Raw genomic sequence first — 25,160 nt, 5'->3', positions numbered from 1 at the left:
GCGATTACTGACGGGCAGCGAGCAAACGCTTGTGCCGATTGCGCCGTGCAATGTTCAGGCACTCGATGGCAGCCGAGAACGCCATGGCCGCGTACACGTAGCCTTTCGGCACATGGGCACCGAAGCCTTCGGCGATCAAGGTCATGCCGATCATGATCAAGAAGCCCAGGGCCAGCATGACCACGGTCGGGTTGTCGTTGATGAACTTGGCCAGGGGTTCAGCCGCCACCAGCATCACGATCACCGAGGTCACCACGGCAATGATCATGATCGGCAAGTGCTCGGTCATGCCCACGGCGGTGATGATGCTGTCGATGGAAAACACCAGGTCGAGCAACAGGATCTGCCCGATCGCGGCGGCGAAGCCGATCGCCACTGTGTTGCCGACGCTGGCCTTCTCTTCGGGCTCCGGGTCCATGCTATGGTGGATCTCGGTCGTCGCCTTCCACACCAGGAACAGGCCACCGGCGATCAGGATCATGTCCTTCCACGAAAACGCCTGGCCGAACACTTCAAACACCGGCGCCGTCAGTTGCACGATAAACGCGATGGTGCTCAACAGGCCCAGACGCAGGATCAGCGCCATGCTGATGCCGATGCGCCGTGCCTTGGCCCGGTGCTGCTCCGGCAGCTTGTTGGTGAGGATCGAGATGAAGATCAGGTTGTCGATCCCCAGCACGATTTCCATGACGATCAGGGTTGCCAGCGCCACCCAGGCAGTGGGGCTGGCGGCCAGTTGTAAAAGGTAATCCATAGGTCAGTCCTGACGTTGTGCTGGGAGATTAAGTTTCTTTGGTGTTCGATTCAGACTCTTTAGTTTCCTGATCGTCCTTTTTTTCTGGGCTGATCAGGCCTTGTGTCGCTTCACTCAATGCCTGCTCGGCAGCCTTTTGGGTGTCGTCGATCGCTTGCTTGGCCGACTCACTGGCTTTGTCCAGGACCTGCTGCGTGCTTTTTTCGACCTGATCGCAGCCGCTAATCATCACTAATGAAAGCGCAAGCAACGATGCCGCACCGAAAGAATTGAGTTTCATGATGTATTCCTCGTTAGAACCATTGGGTCCAAGTAGTGGCCCCGCGATAGCGAGGCATTCTATGCAGGTGAATACTTCAGTAAAATTCGTATTTTTATCGCGTATACTTCGGTTTTTACGAAGTAACGGTCGCCATGCTCAATTACCGACAACTGCACTACTTCTGGGTGGTCGCCAAGACCGGCAGCATCGTGCGTGCGTGCGAGCAACTGAACCTCACGCCGCAGACCATCAGCGGGCAAATCAGCCTGCTGGAGCAGACCTTTGGTATCGCCCTGTTTCAACGCGTCGGCCGCCAGCTGGAGCTGACCGAGGCCGGGCGCCAGGCCCTGCCCTATGCCGAGCAGATATTCCAGACCGGCAACGAGCTGGAAGCCATGTTGCGCGCCCAGCCCCATGAACAACAGATTGTCTTTCGCGTCGGCGTGGCGGACGTGGTGCCCAAGTCCATCGTCTACCGCCTGATCGCGCCGACCATGGAGTTAAGCGAGCCACTGCGCATTACCTGCCGCGAAGACAAACTCGAACGGCTGCTGGCCGACCTGGCGATCCAGCGCCTGGACCTGGTGATTTCCGACAGCCCGATGCCGACGCACCTGGATATCAAGGGCTACAGCCAGAAGCTGGGGGAATGTGGCATCAGTTTCTTCGCCACCCAGGCTTTGGCGGACCTGCATGGCGGCGATTTCCCACAATGCCTGCACGGTGCGCCACTGTTGATTCCCGGTGCGGAAACCGTGGTGCGCAGCCGCTTGCAGCGCTGGTTCGCCGAGCAGCAGATCCGCCCGAAGATCATCGGCGAATTCGACGACAGCGCCTTGATGCAAGCCTTTGGCCAGTCCGGCAGCGGGATTTTCATTGCCCCCAGCGTGATTGCCGAGGAAGTGCTGCGCCAATACGGCGTGGCCTTGATTGGCCAGACGGACGCGGTCACCGAGTCGTTCTATGCCATCTCGGTGGAGCGCAAGGTCAAGCACCCCGGCATCGTGGCGATTACCGAAGGCGCCCGCCGCGAGCTGTTTACCGCGTTGCCGGCCTAGGCGCAGGCGACCCGGGTCTTGGCGGTCATCAACCACAGGGCCAGGAGGATCGACAGCAGGATAAACCCCGACGCGGCGAACCCCAGGCTGCCCAGGCCCAGGGTGTCGATCACCCGCCCGCCGACCATGGCGCCCAGGCCAATGCCCAGGTTGGCCCCGGCAATGTTCAAGGACGCGGCAAATGCCGGCGCATGGGGCGCCGCCTTCATCAGCCGCACATGGCTGACCAGGAACAGCGCCGCCTGGGTCACGCCCCAGACAGCCATGGCTGCCGCCAAGCCGAGGGTGGAGTGGATCGCCGGGACCAGCGCCACCATGCCGGCGATCATAAAGCCGCAGAACACCATGGACGCGATCAGCGGATGCTTATCGACCATGCGCCCGCCCAGGGAATTGCCAATCAGGCCGACGGCGCCAAAGCCCATCAGGCACCAGCCCACCAGGGTGCCATCGAAACCGGCCAGGCGCTCGAGAATGTCCGCCAGGTAGGTATAAGCGGTGAACATGCCGCTAAATACCAGGATCGACAGCAATACATGGCCCTGCATCAACGGATTGCGCAGGATCTTGAACTGCGAGCGCAGGGTCACGGGGTCTTTCTTCAGCGTGATCGCCGGCAGGTAAATCAATAGCAGCAACGCCTTGAGCAGCGCCACCCCGGCGAGAATGCCAAAGGCGGTGCGCCAGCCGAACATGTCAGAGATCAGGGTGCCCACCGGAATGCCGAACACGGTGGCACAGACAATGCCGAAACCGATCTTGGCAATTGCCCGGCCCGCGTAGTCCGGCCCGACGATATCCACCGCCGTTTCACTGGCCAGGGCCCAGAACACCGGCAGCCCCAGGGCGGGAATCAGGCGGGCCACGGCCATCACCCAGATATTCGGCGCCAGGGCCGCCAGGGTATTGGCCGCGCCGAACATCAACAGAATGCTGATAAACAGGCGCTTGCGCTCGAAACGCGCGAAATACGCGGTAAGAAACGGCCCGAACGCCGCCACAGTGAAGGCAAACAGGGTCACCAGCAGCCCGGCCTGGGACACGCTGACCTCCAGGTCACGGGCAATGGAGGGCAACAGGCCGACGATGACAAATTCGGTGGTCAACACCGTAAAACCGGCTGCGGACAACAGCAGGATGGGCAACAACATGCACAACTCCAGAAACGGCGACGCCAGCGCTGGCCCAAGGGCCCGCTGGCAGAGAGATAAGAAGAGGATGGCGAATCTTAACAGAATGTGACGGCGACTGAATGCCGCAACGAACAGGATAACTCCTACAGCATGTTAGACTTCGCGCCCTGCATAGCGCTGTACACATTAAAAAAACTAGAGACACTCTTTATGACTGCTGCCCCTTCGCTGTTTCAACGCCTGCTGCGCCTCAGCCTGGTGACCCAAATTGTCATCGGCCTGATCGCGGGCATTTTACTGGCCCTGCTGTCGCCCAGTGCTGCCTTGTCTACCGCGTTTATCGGCAAGGTCTTTGTCTCGGCGCTCAAGGCCGTGGCGCCGATCCTGGTGTTTGTGCTGGTGATGGCCTCGATAGCCAACCACAAGCATGGCCAGGAAACCCATATCCGGCCGATCCTGTTCCTATACCTGCTGGGCACCTTTTCGGCGGCGGTGGTCGCGGTGATTGCCAGCACCCTCTTCCCGTCGAACCTGGTGCTCAGCACCCATGACGTGGCCATCAGCGCCCCTGGCGGGATCGGCGAAGTGCTGCAGAGCCTGCTGCTCAGCGTGGTGGACAACCCCGTCAGCGCGCTGATGAACGCCAACTTCATCGGCATCCTGGCCTGGGCCATCGGCATGGGCATCGCGATCCGCCATGCCGGGCAAACCACCCGCACCGTATTGGACGACCTGTCCAACGGCGTCACGCTGATTGTGCGCGTGGTGATTCGCTTCGCACCGCTGGGGATTTTCGGCCTGGTGGCCTCGACCCTTGCCGCCTCTGGTTTCGATGCACTGCTGGGCTATGCGCACCTGTTGCTGGTGCTGATCGGCTGCATGCTGTTCGTGGCCCTGGTGGTCAACCCGGCGATCGTGTTCTGGAAATTGCGTCGCAACCCCTACCCGCTGGTGCTGTTGTGCCTGCGTGAAAGCGGGATCACGGCGTTTTTCACGCGCAGTTCGGCGGCCAATATCCCGGTCAACCTGGCCTTGAGTGAGCGCCTGGGCCTGCACGAAGATACCTATTCGGTATCGATCCCGTTGGGGGCGACCATCAACATGGCCGGCGCCGCCATCACCATCACTGTGCTGACCCTGGCGGCCGTGCATACCCTGGGCATTGCCGTCGACCTGCCGACCGCCGTGTTGCTCAGTGTGGTGGCGGCGATCTGTGCATGTGGCGCGTCGGGTGTGGCCGGTGGCTCGTTGCTGCTGATTCCGTTGGCGTGCAGCCTGTTCGGCATTCCGAGTGAAATCGCCATGCAGGTGGTGGCCGTGGGCTTCATTATCGGGGTGTTGCAGGATTCGGCGGAAACCGCGCTGAACTCGTCTACCGACGTGTTGTTCACTGCAGCGGCGTGCCTGGGCCAGGAAGACAAGAACCCGGCCTGACACAACGCGGTAAGCAGGTGGGAGCCAGCTCCCACCCACATTTGTTTTGCAGGGTTACTCAGGGCTTAGAACGCGCCCATGTAGTCACGCTTGCCCACTTCCACACCGTTATGACGCAGCAAGGCGTAGGCAGTGGTGACGTGGAAGAAGAACTGCGGCAGGCCGTAGGTCAGCAGGTAGGACTGGCCGCTGAAGCGCTTCTCTTTAGGGGTGCCCGGACGGGTAACGATCTCGATGCCTTCCTTGCCGTCGACCTGTGCCGGGGCGATGGTGTCGATAAAGGCCAGGACCTTGGCGATCAGCGCTTGCAGGTCGGCGAAGGTGACTTCGGTGTCTTCGTATTTCGGCACTTCAATCTCGGCCAGGCGTGCGGAAACGCCCTTGGCAAAATCCACGGCAATCTGTACCTGGCGCACCAGCGGAAACATATCCGGGTACAGGCGTGCCTGCAGCAAGGCGTTCGGATCGATATTCTTGGCGCTGGCGTGGGCCTCGGCCTTGTTCAGCACATCGCTCAGGGCGTTGAGCATTTGCTTGAAGACCGGGAGGGAAGCGGCGTACAGGGAAATAGTCATGGCAGTCTCGACAGTGGTGACAGGGTTTGAACAGCGGCGATTATAGCCATGCGCGCTGCTTGTCTTTTATTTTTTCGGGATTAGGCTAGTGGGCTCACTGCATAGGGAAAGCGCGATGACCACCGAGCACGACACCACTTCCTCCGAGCCGCGCCTCAACAGCACGGAAATCCGCGTCCTGGGCTGCCTGATCGAGAAGCAGGCCACCAACCCGGAAACCTACCCGCTGACCCTCAATGCCCTGGTGCTGGCCTGCAACCAGAAAACCAGCCGCGAACCGGTGATGAACCTCAGCCAGGGCCAGGTCGGCCAGAGTCTGCGCGCCCTGGAAGGCCGTGGTTTTACCAAACTGGTGATGGGCAGTCGCGCCGACCGCTGGGAACACCGGGTGGACAAGGCCCTGGAACTGGTGCCGGCACAGGTGATTCTGACCGGCCTGCTGTTTCTGCGTGGCCCGCAGACGGTCAATGAACTGCTGACCCGCAGCGGGCGCATGCATGATTTTGAAGATGCCGAGCAAGTGGTGCATCAACTCGAACGCCTGATCGCTCGCGATCTGGCGGTGCTGGTGCCCAAGCAGGCAGGCCAGCGCGAAGACCGCTACACCCACTCCCTGGGCGACCCGGCGGATATCGAGGCGATCCTGGCGGCCCGGGGTAGCCCGGTGGAGCGCAGCAGCGCTGGCAGCGGGGTTTCCCTGGAACGCATCGAGGAGCTGGAGGCGCGGATTGCGGCGCTGGAAGAGCGCCTGTCCCGTCTCGAATAAACACCGCGTCCCCCTGTGGGAGCGGGCTTGCCCGCGATGACGGAGTGTCAGTCAACTATTTATTAACTGACCCACCGCTATCGCGGGCAAGCCCGCTCCCACACAAGCCCGTTCCACAGGGGCCGGCGGTGTTTGTGAGATTTGTTACTGCCGGGCAAAATCCACGGCCTTCTGGAACTGCTCGTCCGTCGGCCGGATGCCGGTGTACAGCACAAACTGCTCCAGGGCCTGGATCGCGATCACTTCCAGCCCGGTAATCACCCGCTTGCCCTGGGCCCGGCCACGTACGATCAGCGGCGTTTCGACGGGAATCGCCACCACATCGAACACAGTGTCGGCCGCCTCAATCGCATCGGCCTCGAATGCCAGGTCCTGCGCCTGGGCGCCGCCGGTCATGCCGATCGGCGTCACGTTGACCAGCATCTGCGGGCGCGCGTCCCCCAAGGTCGCCTGCCACTGATAACCCAGGTTCTGCGCCAGGGCCCGGCCCGCCGCTTCATTGCGCGCAACGATCAGGCCATGGGCATAGCCACCATCGCGCAAGGCGCTGGCCACGGCCTTGGCCATGCCGCCGCTGCCGTGCAGGGCGAAGGTCGACTCCTTGGGCACCGCGTGTTTTTGCAGCAGTTGTTCGATGGCGATGTAATCGGTGTTGTAGGCCTTGAGGTGCCCGGCGGTATTGACGATGGTGTTGATCGAGGCGATGGCGCGGGCCGAGTCGTCGAGTTCATCCACCAGTGCGATGCAGGCTTCCTTGAACGGCATCGACACCCCACACCCCCGGATACCCAATGCACGGATCCCGGCCACGGCGCCGTTCAAGTCCTGGCTGCTGAAGGCCTTGTAGTAGAAGTTCAGCCCCAACTGCTCATACAAATGGTTATGAAATCGCAGGCCGAAATTGCCTGGGCGGGCCGACAACGACATGCACAACTGGGTATCTTTATTGGGGTTCATCAGCATCGGTGATTCCTTTTTCAAGTAGGCAAACCGGTACAGACCTTACACAACCTTTACCGAGTCGCGGTGCTGTTTTCCTGAAATACGTTGTCTTAAAAGTATCCCCGCGACAATCCTTGAGTCTATTGATTGCAGACCACAAGCGCTGGGGCCAACCGAGGAAAGACCATGATGCGTAAAATCCCCAGGATCGCCTTGCTGATCGGTGCATTTGCTGTAGCCAGCCAAGCCTTCGCCCATGGTGGCGGTTGGGGTGGCCCGGCCGTATTGGGTGCAGTGGTCGGCGCAGCCGTAGTGGGCTCGGTAATCGCCAGCCATGATCGGCCGGTGTATGTGCAGCAACAACCGGTGTATTACCAACCACCGCCGGTGTATGCCGCCCCTCCACCGGTCTATTACCAGCCGGCGCCGGTATATGTGCAACAGCCGGTGTATTACCGCCCGGCGCCCGTGTATTACGGGCCACCACGCGGCTACTATGGTCCGCCCCGCGGCTATTACAGGCGCGGCTGGTAAGCCCGGCAGAAAAAGCCCCCCACACCAGGCGGGGCTTTTTTATGGACCCGGTCTGGATAACGCTCGCCAAAGTCGTTATGGGGACAACGCTGGCTGCTGAATCCGACACGATTAAGGCCAAAGTACACTTGCCCAACCGGGGGCCGCGCTGTCATGTTTATGTCACGCAACACTCTCACTATTGAAACTGTCCACCTATAACAGGTCATAACAACAAGGACGACCCAGCATGCCCACACAAAACCCGCACCGTGCCGCCGGCCTCTGCACGTCAAGCAAGGTCTATAGCGCCCTGACCGAGCTCAAGCACCTGGAAGGCCATCGCAGCGCCAAGTTTCTCGCGCTGCTGGCAGAAAATCTGGTCCGCAAGGGCCTGCTCAATGAGCAGGAAGTGCTGAACATGCTGGACCAGGTGGTTGATTGAGCCCCTGCCGGCGCAGTCTCGATGGCAGTGATGTTGACTATCGAGCAGGGTGATTTTCCCTCGACGCCAACCCGCCGTAAGGTGACTTCCATCAGCAATGGAGGTCGATATGCCCACTATCCAGATCATGTCCGTCGTCGGCAGTGCCGTCCCCGTCCCCCTGCGCCAGCGCGGTTTGCTCGCCTGCTGGTACCTGGTACGCGACGGTGAAGCCATCAGCGGCCCCCTGACGTCGCTGCCCGATGCCCAGGCCCTGTCACGTAAGATGGCCCACTGCTTCTCAGCCTAGGGCAATGGCAGGCGCACCCGGGGTTTGGTTTCAACAAACAGTGCCCAGCTGGAGATAAACAGCGCGGCAATCAACGGCCCGATAACAAAACCGTTGAGGCCGAAGACCGACAGGCCGCCCAGGGTCGAGATCAGGATCAGGTAGTCCGGCATCTTGGTGTCCTTGCCCACCAGGATCGGGCGCAACACGTTGTCCACCAGGCCGATCACAAACACCCCGAACAACGCCAGCACCACCCCTTGCCAGATCGAACCGCTGAGCAGGAAGTAGGCGGCCACCGGCCCCCACACAATCCCCGCGCCCACCGCCGGCAGCAATGACAGAAACGCCATCAGCACCGCCCAGAGCAACGCGCTGGGGATATCCAGGAACCAGAAGATCAGGCCGCCCAACGCGCCTTGGGTCACGGCCACCAGCACATTGCCCTTGACGGTCGCCCGCACCACGCGGTTGAACTTGAGCTGCAGGCGACGCTTCTGTGGTTCGGCCAGCGGCACCGCCGTGCGCACTTTGCGCACCAGGTCGGGACCGTCGCGCAGCAGGAAGAACAGCAAGTACAGCATGATGAAAAAGCTCACCAGGAAATCAAAGGTGCCCTGGCCGAAGCTGAATGCCTGGCTGGCAAAGAACTGGCTACCCTGCATCGCGCCCTTGACGATTTTCTCGCGTAAGCCTTCCAGGTTGCCCATGCCGAAGCGGTCCAGCAGGTGCTGGAAGTACGGTGGCAGGAAGTTCTTGAATTGTTCGAGGTAGCCCGCCACATCCAATCTGCCGCTTTCAACGTTCTTGTACAGCGTCGCGCCCTCCTGCACCAACAAGGCGCTGGTGATGATCACCGGCAAAATCGCGATCACCAGGCACACCATCAAGGTGCACAGCGACGTGAGGTTGCGGTTCCAGCCAAACTTGAGCTGCAAGCGCCGCTGCAGAGGCGCAAAGATGATCCCAAGGATGATTGCCCAGAACACCGCGCCATAGAACGGCAACAGGATCCAGAAGAACGCGAGGGTCACCATCACCAGCAGCAACAGCAGGGTTTTGAATTGCAGATTCGTTTGGTTCATGTCCGATCCATGCCAGAAAAACGCCGGGCGCCCAGCGCGCCCTGTTGCTTAGTCCACCACGCATCCGGCGAGTGCCATCTTTATTTCTACAGCGTAGACCCAGATCAATAACCGCCTGGCCCGGCTCGGCTACCCTGCCGCCCTTTTGCGACCCGAATCCCCATGCCTCCTGTCCTCGCCCCCGAATTGCTCGCCCCCGCCGGCACCCTGAAAAACATGCGCTATGCCTTTGCCTACGGCGCCGATGCGGTCTACGCCGGCCAGCCGCGCTACAGCCTGCGGGTGCGCAACAATGAATTCGACCACGCCAACCTGGCCCTGGGCATCGCCGAAGCGCAAGCCCAAAGCAAGCGTTTTTATGTGGTGGTCAATATCGCGCCGCACAATGCCAAGCTGAAAACCTTTCTCAAGGACCTGGAACCGGTGATCGCCATGGGGCCGGACGCGCTGATCATGTCCGATCCGGGCCTGATCATGCTGGTGCGCCGGCACTTCCCGCAGATGCCAATCCATTTGTCGGTGCAGGCCAACACGGTGAACTGGGCCAGCGTCGAGTTCTGGCAGCAGCAAGGCATCTGCCGGATCATCCTGTCGCGGGAGCTGTCCCTGGAAGAAATCGCCGAGATCCGCCAGCACGTGCCGGCCATGGAACTGGAAGTGTTTGTGCATGGCGCGTTGTGCATGGCCTATTCCGGGCGCTGCCTGTTGTCGGGGTATATGAACAAGCGCGATGCCAACCAGGGCACCTGCACCAACGCCTGTCGCTGGAAATACCAGGCCACCCCGGCGGCCGAAAACACCGTAGGCGATATCGTCCAGCAGTATCAGCCCGAGCCGACCCTGGGCCTTGGTGCGCCCACCGACCAGGTGTTCCTGCTGCAAGAGGCCAACCGCCCGGATGAGCAGATGCCGGCCTTCGAGGACGAGCACGGCACCTACATCATGAACGCCAAGGACCTGCGGGCGGTGCAGCATGTGGAGCGCCTGACACAGATGGGCGTGCACTCGCTGAAGATCGAAGGCCGCACCAAATCCCACTTTTATGTGGCGCGCACCACCCAGGTGTACCGCCAGGCCATTGATGACGCGGTGGCCGGTCGCGCGTTCGACCGGGGCTTGATGACCAACCTCGAATCCCTGGCCCAGCGCGGCTACACCGAAGGTTTCCTGCGCCGCCATGTGCATGACGAATACCAGAACTACCAGAACGGCAGCTCCGTCTCCGAGCGCCAGCAGTTTGTCGGGGAGTTGACCGGGGAGCGACGCGGCGAACTGGCCGAGGTCAAGGTGAAGAACCGCTTTGCCGTGGGCAATCACCTGGAATTGATGACCCCGACGGGGAATTTCCATTTTGATTTGGGGATGATGCACAACGCCAAGGGTGAGGCGATTGAGGTGGCACCGGGGGATGGGCATACGGTGTATGTGCCGGTGCCGCTGGAGATGGATATCGGGTTTGGGTTGTTGATGCGGGACGTGTAGCGGCCTTTAGGGCCCCATCGCGGGCAAGCCCGCTCCCACATTTTGACCGTGTTCACCGATCAAATGTGGGAGCTGGCTTGCCCGCGATAGGGCCGGAACCAGCACCGCAATTGCCAGGTCAGAGCCTGAACTGCCCTACCAGCTCCCACATTTTGAACGGTGAATACATTCAAATGTGGGAGCTGGCTTGCCTGCGATGGGGCCAGAACCAGCACCGCAATTGCCAGGTCAGATCCTGAACTGCCCCACCAACTGCCCCAACCGCTGCCCCAGGTCCGCCAGGCTGCGCGAGGTCTGCGCGCCCTGCTGGGTCTCGTCCGCCACGCTGTCCACTGCCACGGCAATCTGATGCACGCTGCGGTTGATCTCTTCAGCCACGGCGGTTTGCTCTTCGGCGGCGCTGGCGATCTGCGCGTTCATGGTGTTGATGGTGCCGATCAGTTGCGCCATGGTGTCGAGGGACGCCCCGGCCTCGTTGGCCTGGGCCGAGGTGCCGTCGCCGGCATCGCTGGAGCGGCGCATGGATTCCACGGCCGCCTCGGTGCCCTTTTGCAGGCGGTCGATCATGCCCTGGATTTCCTGGGTGCTTTGCTGGGTGCGGCTGGCCAGTGCACGGACCTCATCGGCCACCACCGCAAACCCACGCCCGGCCTCACCGGCCCGGGCCGCTTCGATCGCGGCGTTGAGCGCCAGCAGGTTGGTCTGCTCGGCAATCGAGCGGATCACCCCGAGTACGCTGACAATCGACGACACGTCCTGTTGCAGGCTGTCCAGGGACACGCCACTGCTGCGGATATCACTTACCAGCGCATGGATCTGCGCGATGCTGCCATCCACCACACGTTTGGCGGCCTGGCCTTCGGCGTCGGTCTGCTGCGCCGCCACCGCCGCACTCTGGGCACTGCGTGCCACTTCATGGGCGGCGGATGACATTTCATTGATCGCGGTGGCCACCTGGTCGGTTTCCTGGCGCTGGCGTTCCATGGCCTGTTCCGAACGGTGGGCCTGCTCGGACACCTGGCTGACCAGCCCGGTCAGTTGCGCAGTCATGTCCGTGATCTGGCGCACCAGGCCGTGGATCTTGTCGACAAACCGGTTGAACGAGCCCGCCAGTTCACCCAGTTCGTCCTGACTGGTGATGGCCAGGCGCCGGGTCAAATCACCCTCACCGGCGGCGATGTCATCGAGGTTGACCTTCATCAGGTGCAAGGGCCGCAGGATGGCATTGGCCAGCACCATGCCCACTGCCGCGATCAGCAACAGCAACACCGCCGCTATGCCAACGATGCTCAACAGCACCCCTTCCATGCGCTCGTTGACCTTGGCTTCCACTTCGCTGACCAGGGCGTCGATCCCGTCGAGGTTGACTGACGTGCCGATCACCATGTCCCACTTGGGCAGGTATTCGGTATAGCCGAGCTTGGGCACCAGTTCGGTTTGCCCCGGCTGGGTCGAGCTGTATTGCAGGTAGTGGCTGCCGTCCTTGCCGACCTTGACCAGGTCGCGGTTGACGTAGACGCCGTTGGGGTCGCGGTTGTCCTTGAAGCTCTTGCCTACGCCTTCGGGGCTGTTGCCCTTGAACAGGCGAATAGTCTCGGAGTCGTAGCCGAAGAAGTAACCGTCCTTGCCGTAGGTGGTGTTGGACAGCAGCTTGACCACTTGCGCCCGCGCCTCTGTATCGCCAGGGGCGGCGGCGTCGTACAGCGGCTTGATGGTGGTCATCGCCACTTCGACATAACTTTGCAGGGTGGCCTTGGCGTTGTTGAGTAGGCGCTGGCGGGTTTCGGCCACCTCGGTGCGCGCCTGTTCCTTGAGGATCCACACGGTGGTCAGGCTGATGACCACGGCAAACAACAACACCGGCAGTACGGCGAGGGACAGGACTTTGGCCTTCAGACTCAGACGCATGGATCTTCTCTCTTGTAGGGCAACGTTAAGAGGTTAACGGCCCTAAAAGAGAAAACTGTAGGAAGCTCGTTGCTACAGAGTCATCGCGGCCAACCAGCCAAACACCAGCAACGGCAAGTTGTAGTGCAGGAAGGTCGGGACCACGGTGTCCCAGATATGGTGATGCTGGCCGTCGATATTCAAACCCGAGGTCGGCCCCAGGGTCGAGTCCGAAGCTGGCGAACCGGCGTCACCGAGGGCCCCGGCGGTGCCGACGATGCACACAATGGCCAGTGGGCTGAAGCCCAGTTGCACACACAACGGTACAAAAATCGCGGCGAGGATCGGCACCGTGGAGAACGACGAGCCAATGCCCATGGTCACCAGCAGGCCCACCAGCAACATCAACAGCGCCCCCACGCCACGGCTGTGGCCGATAAAGGCGGCGGAGGACTCCACCAGGGTCTGCACTTGGCCGGTGGCCTTGAGCACTTCGGCAAACCCCGAGGCGGCGATCATGATAAAGCCGATCATCGCCATCATCTTCATGCCTTCGGTAAACAGATCATCGGTGTCGCGCCAGCGCACGATGCCCGACACCGAGAAGATCAGGAAACCCGCCAGGGCACCGACGATCATCGAATCCAGCCACAACTGGATGATAAACGCCGAGGCAATGGCCAGCCCGGCCACCAGCAAGGTCAGCGGGTTGTAGTGCACGGCCACCTGCTCGACCCGCTCGATCTTCGCCAGGTCGTAGACGCGCTTTTTGCGGTAGCTGATAAACACCGCCACCAACAGGCCGAACACCATGCCCAGCGCCGGGATGCCCATGGCATGGGTGACATTGACCTGGCTGATATCCACCCCGCTCTTGGCGACGTTGGCCAGCAGGATCTGGTTGAGGAAGATATTGCCGAAGCCCACCGGCAGGAACATGTACGGGGTGATCAGGCCAAAGGTCATGACGCAGGCGATCAGGCGCCGGTCAATCTGCAGCTTGGTCAGCACATACAACAGAGGTGGCACCAGCAGCGGGATAAAAGCGATATGGATCGGCAGGATGTTCTGCGAGGCAATCGCCACCGCCCCCAGCAGGCAGATCAGCAACCACTTGACATGATTACCACCGCTGGCCTCCTGACGCCCCACCAGCAGCAGGGCCTTGTCCGCCAAGGCGTGGGCCAGACCGGACTTGGCAATCGCCACGGCGAAAGCGCCGAGCAACGCGTAGGACAGCGCCACCGTGGCACCGCCGCCCAGGCCGCTGTTGAACGCGCTGAGCGTCGCGTCGATCCCAAGACCTCCGGTCAAGCCACCGACCAGGGCGCCGACGATGATCGCGATGACCACATGCACGCGGGACAGGCTCAGCACGAGCATGGTGCCGACTGCGGCGATTACTGCGTTAATCATGGTTACCTCAAGACAGAAACACACGCCCGGGCCTCGCCCGCCGGGTTATTGGCAGCCTGGGCACAAGCAAAAAAGGAGTTTTATTAGAGGGCGCGCACTTTGCAACAGCGGGCGCGTCATGTCAAAGAACGACGTCGCCCACAGATTCAATCGAACGTATGAATAAAGAAAAAAGCTGCCCGGCCGATACGGTGGATCATCTCTGTCGTAACGAAAGGTTAAGGATCTCCATGTCGCTCAGGCAGCTGTCCATTCAATGGAAAATCACCCTCCTCGCCGGCCTTTGTCTGTTGGGGATCGTAACCTTGCTGGTGGGTCTTTCGCTGTACCGCATGGACCAGAGTTCGCAACGGGTCAAGGCCTCCAGCATGGACATGCTCGACGTCGCAGCCCAGGCGCGGATCGAAGCCCAGGGCGAAGTCCAGGCACTGGGCATTCGCCAGCAGTTTATGGACGCCTACCAATATGGCCATGGGTTTTCGCGCCAGGTGCTGTTTTTGCGCGAACAGGCCGAGAAGCGCTTCCTCGATGCCTTCGACCTGCGTGAAGACCTGACCCGCCAGGTCAAGGCCGCCCTGCAAGCCAACCCGGACCTGCTGGGCCTGTCCCTGGTGTTTGAAGCCAACGCCCTGGATGGCAAGGATGAGCTGTTCGCCGGCCAACCGGAGCTGGGCAGCAATGAAAAGGGACGCTTTGCCCTGTACTGGTCGCAGCCGACACCCGGCACGCTGACCTCGATGGCGCTGCCGGAAAGCGATATGGCCGACACCAGCGTCGGCCCCAGCGGCGAGAAGGCCAACACCTGGTTCACCTGCCCGCGTACCACGCTCAAGCCGTGTGTGATCGAGCCGTACTTCTATGTGATCGACGGGCGCAACGTCTTGCTGACCAGCATCGTGTTCCCGCTGACGGTCAATGGCAAAGTCATTGCCTCGCTGTCGGTGGACATCAACCTCAACAGCCTGCAGGCAGTCAGCCAGAACGCCAGCCGCAAGCTGTATGACGGCCAGACCAGCGTCAGCATCATCAGCCCGGTGGGTTTGCTCGCCGGCTACAGCCCGGATGCCAGCAAGCTCAGCCAGCGCCTGGACAGCGTGGATACCGCCAGCGGCGCGCAACTGATCAGCGCCATGGCCAACAGCACCCAGACCCACAGCCTGCGCACCGATCATCAACTCAAGGTGCTGGCACCGTTCCAGCCCATCCCCAATGGCAAGTCCTGGGGCGTCTTGCTGGATGTGCCGGAAAAAGTCCTGGTCGGCCCCGCCGAAGCCCTCAAGGCCGAACTGGATGCCGACAACACCCGCGGCACCCTGCTGGAACTGGGTCTGGGCCTGCTCGCCGCCATCGTCGGCCTGCTGCTGGTATGGCTGATGGCCCGCAGCGTGACCCGGCCGATCCTTGGCGTGGCCCATATGCTGGAAGATATCGCCAGCGGCGAAGGCGACCTGACCCGGCGCCTGGCCTACGACAAGCGCGACGAGCTGGGCGAACTGGCCAGTTGGTTCAACCGTTTCCTCGACAAACTGCAACCGATCATTGCCGAGGTCAAACGCTCGGTGCAGGACGCGCGCAGCACCGCCGACCAATCGGCGGCGATTGCCAGCCAGACCAGCGCCGGCATGGACCAGCAATACCGCCAGGTCGACCAGGTGGCCACCGCCTCCCACGAAATGAGCGCCACCGCCCAGGACGTCGCGCGCAGCGCCGCCCAGGCGGCACACGCGGCACGGGATGCCGACCAGGCCACCCGCGAAGGCCTGACCGTGATCGACCGCACCACCACCAGCATCGGCCACCTCGCCGCCGACATGAGTACGGCGATGGCCCAGGTCGAAGGCCTGGCAGCCAATAGCGAGCAGATCGGTTCGGTGCTGGAAGTGATCCGCGCGATTGCCGAACAGACCAACCTGCTGGCGCTCAACGCCGCCATCGAAGCCGCCCGCGCCGGTGAGGCCGGGCGCGGTTTTGCGGTGGTCGCCGATGAAGTGCGCAACCTCGCACGGCGTACCCAGGAATCGGTGGAAGAAACCCGCCAGGTGATCGAGCAGTTGCAGAGCGGCACCCAGGACGTGGTGAGCTCCATGGGCAACAGCCATCGCCAGGCCCAAGGCAGTGTCGAGCAAGTGGGCCAGGCAGTGACGGCATTGCGCCAGATCGGCGAGGCGGTGACGGTGATCAGCGACATGAACCTGCAAATCGCCAGCGCCGCCGAGCAGCAAAGCGCGGTGGCCGAGGAGATCAACAGCAACGTGGCGAGCATTCGCGACGTAACCGAGTCGCTGTCGGGCCAGGCCAATGAATCGGCGCGGGTCAGCCAGACGCTGAACAGCCTGGCCAATCAGCAGCAGGGGTTGATGGATCAGTTCCGGGTCTGATGGCGCTTTAAAATGCGCGGGGCCTGGTGCTGGACGCGCCGTCCAGCTCACAACTCCACAACTCCAACGCCGGCCGGCTCGCGTGTGGCGGGCCGAGCCAGGCACTCATCCACTGGCAACGCTGGTTGAAGCACAGCTGATAATCCCCGGCCTCGGGGGTTCGCCCCACACGCAGGGGTTGCAAGGGCGGCAGCTGGCGCTGGTAGTGCCAACTGCCCTCGCGCAGCTCGGCGCCGTCCGGGATTTCCATGCCAGCCCCCGAACCCTTGACCCGCGCCTCGCCCAATACCAGCCCCGCAGGCGTCACGCGGTAATCCTCTTCCCAGCGTACTTTCTCAACGGTATGGGTCCAGGCCAGGGTGAAGGCCGGCGTGGGGAGTTGCGCCCAGACCACACCGGCCAAGCCCAGGCATACACCGATCACGCAGTGGCCACCTGAGCACGGCGGGCACGCCAGCAGTGCTGGGCGATCAACAGCACGGCCAGGGCGAAGCCGATTTCATCGCTTAACGGCGTCGCCAGGATCAGGCTGGCACCGGCGACAAAGCCCAGCACGCGCTCCCAACCATTGAGCCTCGTCAGCAGGTAACCGGTGAATACCGCGCCCCAGATGCCAATGGCCAACAGCGCCTTGGCCACCACGTAGAGTGTGGCCAGTAGGCTGTCGCCCTGGAGCATCAGCGCCGGCTCGTACACCGCCATAAAGGGCACGACAAACCCGGCCACGGCGATGCGGATCGCCCACAGGCTGATCTTCAGCCCGCTTGCCCGGGCAATCGGTGCCGCCGCGAAACAGGCCAGTGCCACCGGTGGTGTGAGGTCCGCCATGATGCCGAAATAGAACACGAACATATGCGACACAATCAGTGGCACCCCCAGGTCCAGCAGGGCCGGTGCGGCAATCGAACTGGTGATGATGTAGTTGGGAATGGTCGGGATGCCCATGCCCAGCACCAGGCAGGTCAGCATGGTGAGCACCAGTGAGAGGAACAGGCTGTCCTGGCCAATGGCAAGGATGTAGCCGGCGAAGGTGGACGCCACCCCGGTCAGCGACACCACGCCGATGATCACGCCCACCAGGGCGCAGGCGACCCCCACCGGCACGGCATGGCGCGCCCCTTCTACCAGTGCGTGCAGGCAAAGGGTCAGGGTGTCACGGCCGCCCTTGATAAACCAACACACCGCCACCAGCAGCGCCACGACGCCGAACACCATACCGATACCAAGCCGGAAGAACCCCGCGCAGAGCACGCCCAGGGCAATCCAGAAAGCCAGGCGCATGCCCGTGGACGAGACGCGCAGGATGATCGCCGAGCCCAGGATCACGATGGCCGTCAGTGCCAGGCCGACCATGCCCGAGAACAGCGGTGTGCGCCCGGAGAACAGCAGGTAGATCAGCACCAACAGCGGGATCAGCAAGTACCAGCGCTGTTTCACCGCCGCCCAGGGGTTGGGGCATTCAGCCTTGGGCAGGCCACGCAGGTTGGAGCGCCGGGCTTCCAGGTGCACCATCCAGAATACCGAGCCGAAGTACAGCAACGCCGGCACCAACGCGGCCTTGGCCACCTCGAAGAACGGCACGTTGATCGTCTCGGCCATGATAAAGGCCACCGCGCCCATGATCGGCGGCATGATCTGGCTGCCCATCGACGAAGTCGCTTCCACGCCGCCGGCAAACGCCGATTTATAGCCAAAGCGCTTCATCAACGGGATGGTGAACTGGCCGGTGGTGACCACATTGGCCACGCCCGAACCGGTAATGGTGCCCATCAGCGCCGATGACACCACCGAAACCTTGGCCGGGCCACCGAGCTTGTGGCCGAACAGGCCCATGGCGAAATCGGTGAACAGCTTGATCATCCCGGCCTGTTCGAGAAACGCGCCGAACAGGATAAACAGGAAGATGTAAGTGGCTGATACATAGGTTGGCGTGCCATACAGCCCCTCGGTGCCAAAAGCCAGTTGGTTGACGACCTGGTCGATGGCGTAGCCGCGGTGCATCAGGTCGCCCGGCAGGTACTGGCCAAACAGGCCGTAGGCCAGAAACAGCGCGCAGATCAGCGGCAGGGCAATGCCCATCACCCGCCGCGCGGCTTCAAATACCAGCACGATCAGCACCAGGCCTATGGCCATGTCGCTGCCCGTCAGGTCGCCGGAGCGTTGGATCAGGTCGGCCTCGAAGTACCACTGGTAGAACGCCGTGGCCATCCCGGCCAGCCCCAGCAGCCAGGCCAGCGGCTGCCAGGGCTGGGCCTTGCCCCGCGCCGGAAAACACAGAAACACCACCAGCAGCAGAAAGCCCACATGCACAGCCCGCAGAATCTGGCTGGAGACCGGGTGGAAGGCGGCGGTGATGACCTGGAAGGTGGAAAACAACAGCGCGACATAAAACAGTGCCCTGGGCCAATCCCTGGGGTTGGCAGCGAGGCTTTGGTCTTGCTCACTCATGGAGGTACTCCCACGTTACAACGTCGATAGGCCCACAAAACCTGGCACGCGGCGTACACAGGTTTTATCGCAGCCTCGGCATGCATCCGCAACGGTGGGTGCCGCGTACAGCACCCACCTGCCGCTTACAGAGCGCCCACTTCCCTGTAGAAACGCTCGGCCCCCGGATGCAGCGGGATCGGCAAGCCCTTGGCCGCGCCTTCCAGCTGGATATCCTTGGCGGCCGAGTGGGCATTGCCCAGGCGATCGAGGTTGTCGAACATGAGTTTGGTCATCTGGTAGGCCACGTCATCAGGCACACCGTTATGGCTGACCAGAAGGTTAGTGATGGCCACGGTCGATACATCGCTGTCCTGGCCGTCGTAAGTGCCCGCCGGGATCGTGCCCGCCTGGTAGGCCACGTTGTCGATCCTGGCGATGACATCCGCTGGAATGGCAACGAAGGTGAGCGGCAGGGTCGCGGCCAGGTCACGGATCGCCGCCATGCCCAGGCCCGAGGACTGCAGGGTGGCATCCAGTTGGCGGTTCTTGATCAACTCGACCGACTCGGCGTAAGGCAGGAACTCGACCTTGCCCATGTCTTCGTAGCTCAGGCCAGCGGCCTTGAAGATGGCGCGGGCGTTCAGCTCGGTGCCGGACTTCGGCGCGCCAACCGAGATGCGCTTGTTTTTCAGGTCGGCCAGGGTGTTGATGCCAGACTCCTGGCTGGCAACGATCTGGATGTAGTTGGGGTAGGTGCCGGCAATCGCCCGCAGTTTTTTCAGGGGGGTCTTGAAGCCGGCGTCTTCCACACCGCTCCAGGCATCGGCCACCGAATCACCGAGGGCAAAGGCCAGTTCGCCGCGACCGGTTTGCAGCAGGTTGAGGTTTTCTACCGACGCCTTGGTGGCCTGCACCGAGGTCTTCGCCCCTTCGATACCGTTGCTGTACAGCTGCGACAGGCCCACGCCAATCGGGTAATACACGCCGCTGGTGCCCCCGGTCAGTACGTTGATAAAGGTCGGGGCGGCGAGTGCCGCAGAGCTGACGGCAAAGGTTGCCGCAACAGCAAACACGCTGAAACGCTTGGTCATTCCCATGGAATTCACCTTTTTATCGTTCTTATTCGGCGCCGAGCAAGCGAGTGCCCGGCTGACAAGTGCTCCGGCAGATACCGTACCTTGCAAGAGCGAAAACCTGCTCGGCATGGCCAGCCAGGTGGCTGTTATAAGCGAAATTGTCCCGTCAGGCGTTACAAGAAAAGCCTTGTTGCAAATCCCTACACACCGACACCAAGGTGCCCATCAGACCTGGCGTCGGGGCAACTCGATCAGCACCTTGAGCCCGCCTAGTTCACTCTCGTGCAACTGCAAGGTGCCCCCCCACACTTCGACGATATCCCGCACGATCCCCAGACCCAGGCCATGGCCATCGGTCTGCTCATCCAGGCGGGTGCCGCGGCTGAACACCTGGCTGCGCTGGGCCTCGGGAATCCCCGGCCCGTCATCCTCGACCCGCAACTGAAAACAGTGGAGCGCCTCGTCGAGGCTCAGGCGCACCTCGGCATCCGCCCATTTGCAGGCGTTGTCCAGCAGGTTGCCCAGCAGTTCCAACACATCTTCACGGTCCCATGGCAGTTGCAGGCCAGGGCGTACGTGGTAGCTCAGGTCCAGGTGCTCGCCGTGAATCATGCGCAGGGTTGCCAGCAGGCCCGGCAGTTCGCTGTCGCAGTCGAACAGCGCGCCAGGCAGGGTTTCACCGGCCAGGCGGGCGCGGTTGAGTTCGCGGTTGAGGCGTTGCTGCACCTGCTGTAATTGGTCGCGCAGCAGCTTGACCAGTTGTGGCTGGTCCTTGAGCTGTTCGCTGGAGGCCACGCTCAACAGCACTGCCAGGGGGGTTTTCAGGGCATGGCCAAGGTTGCCCAGGGCATTGCGCGAGCGCTTGAGGCTGTCTTCGGTATGGGCCAGCAGGTGGTTGATCTGCGCCACCAGCGGCTCCAGCTCCACCGGCACCTGGGTATCCAGCTGCGAGCGCTGGCCTTGCTGCAGTTGCGCAATCTGTTCGCGGGCGGTTTCCAGCGGGCGCAAGGCCCGGCGCACGGTGACCCGTTGCAGGACCAGGATCAGCAGCAACGCCGCCAGCCCGAGGACCAGGCCAACCTGGCGCATCAGATGGAAACTTTCCCGCACCGGCGTGTAGTCCTGGGCCACGCTGATGGAGATCGACTGGCCAAAACGCTTGTAGTCCGAACGCAGGACCAACAGTTGCTGGCCTTCCGGGCCCAGTTGCAGGTTGCCCTGCAGGCCGACCTGGGGCAGTTGCGGCAGTTCCTGGTCCCACAGGGAACGGGAACGCCAGTGGCTGTCGCTGAAGTCGATGCGAAAATAGTGCCCGGAAAACGGCCGCTGATAGGCCGGTGACAAGCGCTGCTCATCCAGTTGCACGCCGCCAGGGCCGCGTACCAGGGCCACCAACAGGTTTTCGCTGTCGTTGCGCAAACCCGATTCCAGGTAGCGCTGCAAGCCCATTTCAAACAACCACAGGCTGGTTTGCGCCAGCACCAGGCCGACAATCACCATCACGCTGATCAGCCCCAGGCTCAACCGCCGCTGGATCGACCTCACGCGGGGCTGGCGCCAAAGCGGTAACCCTGGCCACGCCGGGTTTCAATCACGCTGCGCCCGAGCTTGCGCCGCAGGTGGTTGACGTGGACTTCGAGGACGTTGGAGTCGCGCTCGGTCTCACCGTCATACAAGTGCTCGGCCAGATGGCTTTTCGACAGAATCTGTTCGGGATGCAACATAAAGTAGCGCAACAGGCGAAACTCGGCAGCGGTCAGTTGCACCTCGGCCCCGTCGCGCAGCACGCACTGGCGGCCTTCATCCAGGTGCAAGCCCGCCGCCTGCAAGGTCGGCTGGTTGGCCTGCCCATGGGAGCGACGCAACAGCGCCTGGATGCGCAGGTACAGCTCCTCGGGGTGAAACGGCTTGCTCAGGTAGTCATCCGCCCCGGCCTTGAGCCCTTCGATGCGCTCGGCCCAGGAGTCGCGGGCGGTGAGGATCAACACCGGGATCGCCAGGGCGGCGGCGCGCCATTGGCTCAACACCTCAAGCCCCGGCAGCCCGGGCAGGCCCAGATCGAGGATGATCAGGTCGTAAGGCTCGCTGCGCCCCTGGTACACCGCGTCGCGGCCGTCCGCCAGCCAATCCACGGCATAGCCCTGGGCTTTGAGCCCGGCCATCAGTTCATCGGCCAACGGTACGTGGTCCTCCACCAGAAGCAGGCGCATCAGTCATCTTCCTCGTCTTTAAGCAACGCGCCGGTGGTCGCGTCCAGTTTGATTTCCCGGACCACGCCATCGGCGGTCACCAGCTCCACCTCATAGGCATACCCGCCGTTTTTGCTCTCAAGATCAGCCTCCAGCAACCTGGCGCCGGGATGCCGCGCCATGGCCTGCTGCAACAGCAGCTCAAGGGACAGGATCACCCCTTGTTGGCGCAGCTCCAGAGCTTCATCCTGGTTGAGGTCCCGGGCAGCCACCACCGAGCAAAAGGCCAGGAGCACCAGCGCCAGTCGACTGCCGGTGCGTAGATTTACCTTCATTACGTATCCTGATGATCCTTGAGGACTTGCCCGGTAACAGCGTCCAATTCCACATCCCACTCGACGCCTTGGGCATCGCGCAGCTCAACCTGGTAAATATACTTGCCGTACTCCTGCTCCAGCTCGGTTTCATGCACGGTGCCACCGGGATGTTTGGCCAGGGCGGCGGCATTGAGCTTCTCGAAAGACTGGATGGTACCAGCGTCACGCAATCTCAGCGCTTCATCCGGCCCCAGGTCCCGCGCCTGGGCCAGGCCGGTGGTGAGGGCGATGATACTGGCGGCGATAATGGCTGTGAGGGTTTTCATGATGATTCTCCATTTCCGGATGTTTTGCCTACGGCCCCCACAGTACGGGTCACAACTTAACTGAAACTGAATTGCCACCATGGCAATTGTCCCACAACACCTTGCCTGACTCCGGGGAAAATTTCCTATACTGCCCTGCTCGCCTGCACAGAGACCGGTATGACGGCCATCCACATCAAGTTCCCAGCCCTAACAGTCAAGGCTGGCCAGCGCGCCTTTTCACGCATTCGCGAGCAAGGGCTGGCGCCTGCGGACGTGGGCATTCTGCCCGGCGCGGCCGGTGGCCCCAAGGCCTTGGGGATTCAGGGCCTGGACCTGGCGCTGTTCGGGGACTGGCTGGCACGCGCGCCCCGCGAGCGCTCGCTGATTGGCGCGTCGATTGGTTCCTGGCGCTTTGCCAGCGCCTGCCTGCCGGACCCGGTGCAGGGCCTGCTCGACCTCGGGCGCCTGTACAACGAGCAACGCTTTGCCAAGGGCGTGACCATGGCCGAGGTCAGCCAGAGCTGCCAGCGCATGCTCGATGACCTGCTGGCCGGGCGCGATGCGACGCTTTTGGATAACCCGCACTACCGCCTGAATATCATGGTCGTCAAAAGCCATGGCCTGCTGGCCGACGATCATCGCGGGCGCCTGGGCCTGGGCCTGTCCTCGGTGATTGCCGACAACCTGCGTGGCCGGGCACGGCTGTCCCGGCACTTTGAACGGCTGATCATCCACGACCCGCGCCAGGCCCCGCCGCTGCACCCACTCAAGGATTTCCCTTCGCGTTTCCTCGACCTGGAACTGGGCAACCTGCGCCAGGCCTTGCTGGCGTCCGGCTCGATCCCCATGGTGATGCAAGGTGTGCGCGACTTACCGGGCGCCGGTGCCGGCACCTATCGCGATGGCGGCCTGCTGGACTACCACCTCGACCTGCCCTACCACGGCCATGACATTGTGCTGTACCCGCACTTCACCGACCGGGTCATCCCCGGCTGGTTCGACAAGAGTCTGCCGTGGCGGCGCAGTAGCCCGCAGGGTTTGCAGGATGTGTTGCTGGTGGCCCCGTCACGGGACTACCTGGCCCGCCTGCCCCACGGCAAATTGCCGGATCGCAGCGACTTCAAACGTTTTATGGGGGATGACACGCGCCGCAATCAGTACTGGCAAACCGCGATGAGTGAAAGCCAGCGCTTGGGCGATGAGTTCCTGGAACTGGCCGATAACGGCCGATTGGGTGAACGCCTGGCCCCCCTCTGATCCGCCAGTGCGCGCAGTGCGCCAGCCAAGCTGTTAAACTCGCCGCCTGCCAGACACCTGACCGAGCTGAAAAACACCGTGGAAATTTTCAAAGAGTTCACATTCGAGTCCGCCCACCGCTTGCCCCACGTTCCTGATGGCCATAAATGCGGGCGCCTGCATGGTCACTCCTTCAAGGTGGCCATCCACCTGAGCGGCGACCTCGATCCGCATACCGGCTGGATCCGTGACTTTTCGGAGATCAAGGCGATTTTCAAGCCGCTCTACGAGCGCCTCGACCACAATTACCTCAACGACATCCCCGGCCTGGAAAACCCCACCAGTGAAGTACTGGCCAAGTGGATCTGGAATGAGTTGAAGCCGTTGTTGCCGGAACTCAGCGCCATTCGTATCCATGAGACCTGCACCAGTGGTTGTATTTATCGCGGCGAGTAGGTCAATCAAAGGAGCGATCCATGGAATCCACCTGGCTGGCCCAGGCCAAGCGCCTGCAGGCATTGGCTTCTACCGGGCTGCACTTTTGCACGGATGACTTCGAGCGCGAGCGCCTGGAAGAGATCGCCCAGATTGCCCACAGTATGCTCGCGCAGTTGGGGCAAGTGCCCCTGGAGCGCATTACCGGACTGGTCTCGGACTTCGCCCAGCGTTATTCAACGCCGATGATCGATGTGCGGGGAGCGCTGATTGAAGGCGACCGGATCCTGCTGGTGCGCGAAGCAACGGATGGCTGCTGGGCGTTGCCGGGGGGCTATGCCGATATCGGATTGTCGGCGGCAGAAAATATTGTCAAGGAGCTTCGCGAAGAGGCCGGGTTGAGTGTGACCGCGCGGGCGCTGTACAGCGTGACCCACAAGGCCAAGGGTTTGTACCGGCCCGACGTGCGCGACTTCTACAAGTTGTACTTCCTCTGCGAACGCACCGACCAGGCCGCCCCCGTGGCAGGCTTTGAAACCACCGATGTCGGCTTCTTCCGCCTCGACGACCTGCCTCCCCTGTCACGCGGGCGCACCATCGAGAGTGATCTTGAAGCCGCCTTCGCCTTTCACCGCGGGGAAATCACCCAGACCCTGTTCGACTGACACCCTGGCCCGGTGATCCAATTTGTCTCACCGCTGCACCGCTTTCGCGCCTGAGCGGCCATCCCTGCTGTGCAACCTGCACAGCGCCCCCACGTGCGCATCACCG

Annotated in this window: 26 protein-coding genes and 2 pseudogenes; 12 read left to right on the top strand and 16 right to left on the bottom strand. The window is 62.2% G+C overall.

What is annotated here, in order from left to right; translation table 11 throughout:
- Positions 1 to 4: 4 nt before the first annotated feature.
- Positions 5 to 754 (bottom strand): TerC family protein, encoded by a 750-nt coding sequence (locus AO268_RS05800; RefSeq protein ID WP_057726241.1) that lies wholly within the window; start codon positions 752 to 754, stop codon positions 5 to 7.
- Between the two features lie 28 nt (positions 755 to 782).
- On the bottom strand, positions 783 to 1,034 hold the full coding sequence (locus tag AO268_RS05795; protein ID WP_032857417.1) for a hypothetical protein: 252 nt from the start codon (positions 1,032 to 1,034) through the stop codon (positions 783 to 785).
- Positions 1,035 to 1,168: 134 nt separating this feature from the next.
- Between AO268_RS05795 and nhaR the strand changes: the two genes are divergently transcribed.
- Positions 1,169 to 2,074: a transcriptional activator NhaR gene (gene nhaR, locus AO268_RS05790; RefSeq protein ID WP_099168137.1), complete on the top strand. Its 906-nt coding sequence runs from the start codon at positions 1,169 to 1,171 to the stop codon at positions 2,072 to 2,074.
- Here nhaR and AO268_RS05785 read toward each other — a convergent pair.
- A complete protein-coding gene (locus AO268_RS05785) occupies positions 2,071 to 3,225 on the bottom strand; it encodes an MFS transporter (RefSeq protein WP_099168136.1) in 1,155 nt (384 codons plus the stop codon). The genes nhaR and AO268_RS05785 overlap by 4 nt on opposite strands.
- 192 nt (positions 3,226 to 3,417) lie before the next feature.
- On the opposite strand from AO268_RS05785, the gene sstT reads away from it, so the two are divergent.
- The gene (gene sstT, locus AO268_RS05780) at positions 3,418 to 4,641 is read left to right on the top strand and encodes a serine/threonine transporter SstT (protein WP_099168135.1); all 1,224 of its coding nucleotides are present in this window, start codon (positions 3,418 to 3,420) and stop codon (positions 4,639 to 4,641) included.
- A gap of 65 nt (positions 4,642 to 4,706) precedes the next feature.
- Here sstT and AO268_RS05775 read toward each other — a convergent pair whose 3' ends face one another.
- Positions 4,707 to 5,216, bottom strand: coding sequence for a DUF1993 domain-containing protein (locus AO268_RS05775; RefSeq protein WP_076962562.1), 510 nt, complete (start codon positions 5,214 to 5,216; stop codon positions 4,707 to 4,709).
- 115 nt (positions 5,217 to 5,331) lie between these two features.
- On the opposite strand from AO268_RS05775, the gene AO268_RS05770 reads away from it, so the two are divergent.
- The gene (locus AO268_RS05770; RefSeq protein WP_076962561.1) at positions 5,332 to 5,982 is read left to right on the top strand and encodes a YceH family protein; all 651 of its coding nucleotides are present in this window, start codon (positions 5,332 to 5,334) and stop codon (positions 5,980 to 5,982) included.
- A gap of 144 nt (positions 5,983 to 6,126) precedes the next feature.
- On the opposite strand, the gene AO268_RS05765 is transcribed toward AO268_RS05770, so the two are convergent.
- Positions 6,127 to 6,945 (bottom strand): shikimate 5-dehydrogenase, encoded by an 819-nt coding sequence (locus tag AO268_RS05765; protein WP_099168134.1) that lies wholly within the window; start codon positions 6,943 to 6,945, stop codon positions 6,127 to 6,129.
- Between the two features lie 165 nt (positions 6,946 to 7,110).
- Here AO268_RS05765 and AO268_RS05760 point away from each other — a divergent pair, with 165 nt between their 5' ends.
- The 3 genes from AO268_RS05760 (at position 7,111) to AO268_RS05750 (ending at position 8,171) form a co-directional block, all read left to right on the top strand.
- Positions 7,111 to 7,458, top strand: a complete 348-nt coding sequence (locus AO268_RS05760; protein WP_076964485.1) for a hypothetical protein — start codon at positions 7,111 to 7,113, stop codon at positions 7,456 to 7,458.
- 229 nt (positions 7,459 to 7,687) lie between these two features.
- Positions 7,688 to 7,882: a hypothetical protein gene (locus AO268_RS05755; protein ID WP_076964484.1), complete on the top strand. Its 195-nt coding sequence runs from the start codon at positions 7,688 to 7,690 to the stop codon at positions 7,880 to 7,882.
- Between the two features lie 109 nt (positions 7,883 to 7,991).
- On the top strand, positions 7,992 to 8,171 hold the full coding sequence (locus AO268_RS05750) for a hypothetical protein (RefSeq protein ID WP_099168133.1): 180 nt from the start codon (positions 7,992 to 7,994) through the stop codon (positions 8,169 to 8,171).
- Here AO268_RS05750 and AO268_RS05745 read toward each other — a convergent pair.
- Entirely contained in the window at positions 8,168 to 9,235 is a 1,068-nt protein-coding gene (locus tag AO268_RS05745; protein WP_099168132.1) for an AI-2E family transporter, read from the bottom strand. The two genes, AO268_RS05750 and AO268_RS05745, sit on opposite strands and share 4 nt — an antisense overlap.
- A gap of 162 nt (positions 9,236 to 9,397) precedes the next feature.
- On the opposite strand from AO268_RS05745, the gene trhP reads away from it, so the two are divergent.
- A complete protein-coding gene (gene trhP, locus AO268_RS05740) occupies positions 9,398 to 10,717 on the top strand; it encodes a prephenate-dependent tRNA uridine(34) hydroxylase TrhP (RefSeq protein WP_099168131.1) in 1,320 nt (439 codons plus the stop codon).
- A gap of 228 nt (positions 10,718 to 10,945) precedes the next feature.
- Here the strand turns inward: trhP and AO268_RS33670 are convergent, their stop codons facing one another.
- The 3 genes and pseudogenes from AO268_RS33670 to AO268_RS05730 all read right to left on the bottom strand — a co-directional run bounded on the left by AO268_RS33670 (position 10,946) and on the right by AO268_RS05730 (position 14,017).
- Positions 10,946 to 11,701 (bottom strand): methyl-accepting chemotaxis protein, encoded by a 756-nt coding sequence (locus AO268_RS33670; RefSeq protein WP_373562116.1) that lies wholly within the window; start codon positions 11,699 to 11,701, stop codon positions 10,946 to 10,948.
- A 102-nt stretch (positions 11,702 to 11,803) separates the two neighbouring features.
- Positions 11,804 to 12,625: pseudogene (locus tag AO268_RS33665) on the bottom strand (cache domain-containing protein); the annotation flags it as partial.
- A gap of 72 nt (positions 12,626 to 12,697) precedes the next feature.
- Positions 12,698 to 14,017 (bottom strand): Na+/H+ antiporter family protein, encoded by a 1,320-nt coding sequence (locus tag AO268_RS05730; RefSeq protein ID WP_176561343.1) that lies wholly within the window; start codon positions 14,015 to 14,017, stop codon positions 12,698 to 12,700.
- A gap of 161 nt (positions 14,018 to 14,178) precedes the next feature.
- On the opposite strand from AO268_RS05730, the pseudogene AO268_RS33660 reads away from it, so the two are divergent.
- A pseudogene (locus AO268_RS33660) lies at positions 14,179 to 15,540 on the top strand (HAMP domain-containing protein); the annotation flags it as partial.
- A gap of 102 nt (positions 15,541 to 15,642) precedes the next feature.
- Positions 15,643 to 16,398 (top strand): methyl-accepting chemotaxis protein, encoded by a 756-nt coding sequence (locus tag AO268_RS33655; protein ID WP_373562115.1) that lies wholly within the window; start codon positions 15,643 to 15,645, stop codon positions 16,396 to 16,398.
- 7 nt (positions 16,399 to 16,405) lie between these two features.
- Here the strand turns inward: AO268_RS33655 and AO268_RS05720 are convergent, their stop codons facing one another.
- The 7 genes from AO268_RS05720 to AO268_RS05690 all read right to left on the bottom strand — a co-directional run bounded on the left by AO268_RS05720 (position 16,406) and on the right by AO268_RS05690 (position 22,736).
- Complete coding sequence (locus tag AO268_RS05720) at positions 16,406 to 16,822, bottom strand: DUF1850 domain-containing protein (protein WP_099168128.1); 417 nt, start codon at positions 16,820 to 16,822, stop codon at positions 16,406 to 16,408.
- Positions 16,819 to 18,846 (bottom strand): TRAP transporter permease, encoded by a 2,028-nt coding sequence (locus AO268_RS05715; RefSeq protein ID WP_099168127.1) that lies wholly within the window; start codon positions 18,844 to 18,846, stop codon positions 16,819 to 16,821. Before AO268_RS05715 ends, AO268_RS05720 begins: the two co-directional genes overlap by 4 nt.
- A 125-nt stretch (positions 18,847 to 18,971) precedes the next feature.
- Positions 18,972 to 19,925, bottom strand: coding sequence for a TAXI family TRAP transporter solute-binding subunit (locus AO268_RS05710; RefSeq protein WP_099168126.1), 954 nt, complete (start codon positions 19,923 to 19,925; stop codon positions 18,972 to 18,974).
- Between the two features lie 204 nt (positions 19,926 to 20,129).
- Positions 20,130 to 21,449: an ATP-binding protein gene (locus AO268_RS05705; protein ID WP_076964474.1), complete on the bottom strand. Its 1,320-nt coding sequence runs from the start codon at positions 21,447 to 21,449 to the stop codon at positions 20,130 to 20,132.
- The gene (locus tag AO268_RS05700; RefSeq protein ID WP_099168125.1) at positions 21,446 to 22,114 is read right to left on the bottom strand and encodes a response regulator transcription factor; all 669 of its coding nucleotides are present in this window, start codon (positions 22,112 to 22,114) and stop codon (positions 21,446 to 21,448) included. Before AO268_RS05700 ends, AO268_RS05705 begins: the two co-directional genes overlap by 4 nt.
- A complete protein-coding gene (locus AO268_RS05695; protein ID WP_076964472.1) occupies positions 22,114 to 22,428 on the bottom strand; it encodes a PepSY domain-containing protein in 315 nt (104 codons plus the stop codon). Before AO268_RS05695 ends, AO268_RS05700 begins: the two co-directional genes overlap by 1 nt.
- Positions 22,428 to 22,736, bottom strand: coding sequence for a PepSY domain-containing protein (locus AO268_RS05690; RefSeq protein ID WP_076964471.1), 309 nt, complete (start codon positions 22,734 to 22,736; stop codon positions 22,428 to 22,430). Before AO268_RS05690 ends, AO268_RS05695 begins: the two co-directional genes overlap by 1 nt.
- 159 nt (positions 22,737 to 22,895) lie before the next feature.
- On the opposite strand from AO268_RS05690, the gene AO268_RS05685 reads away from it, so the two are divergent.
- From AO268_RS05685 to AO268_RS05675, 3 genes are all read left to right on the top strand, one after another.
- On the top strand, positions 22,896 to 23,975 hold the full coding sequence (locus tag AO268_RS05685) for a patatin-like phospholipase family protein (protein WP_076964470.1): 1,080 nt from the start codon (positions 22,896 to 22,898) through the stop codon (positions 23,973 to 23,975).
- A gap of 78 nt (positions 23,976 to 24,053) precedes the next feature.
- The gene (gene queD / locus AO268_RS05680) at positions 24,054 to 24,410 is read left to right on the top strand and encodes a 6-carboxytetrahydropterin synthase QueD (protein WP_003173033.1); all 357 of its coding nucleotides are present in this window, start codon (positions 24,054 to 24,056) and stop codon (positions 24,408 to 24,410) included.
- Positions 24,411 to 24,430: 20 nt separating this feature from the next.
- The gene (locus AO268_RS05675; protein ID WP_099168124.1) at positions 24,431 to 25,054 is read left to right on the top strand and encodes an NUDIX hydrolase; all 624 of its coding nucleotides are present in this window, start codon (positions 24,431 to 24,433) and stop codon (positions 25,052 to 25,054) included.
- Positions 25,055 to 25,160: the final 106 nt, after the last annotated feature.

This window comes from Pseudomonas sp. ICMP 8385 (assembly GCF_002699915.1).
In the GTDB taxonomy this organism is placed as follows: domain Bacteria; phylum Pseudomonadota; class Gammaproteobacteria; order Pseudomonadales; family Pseudomonadaceae; genus Aquipseudomonas; species Aquipseudomonas gessardii.
The sequence above is the reverse complement of the archived record's forward strand: the minus strand, read 5'-3'. Positions and strand labels throughout refer to the sequence as shown.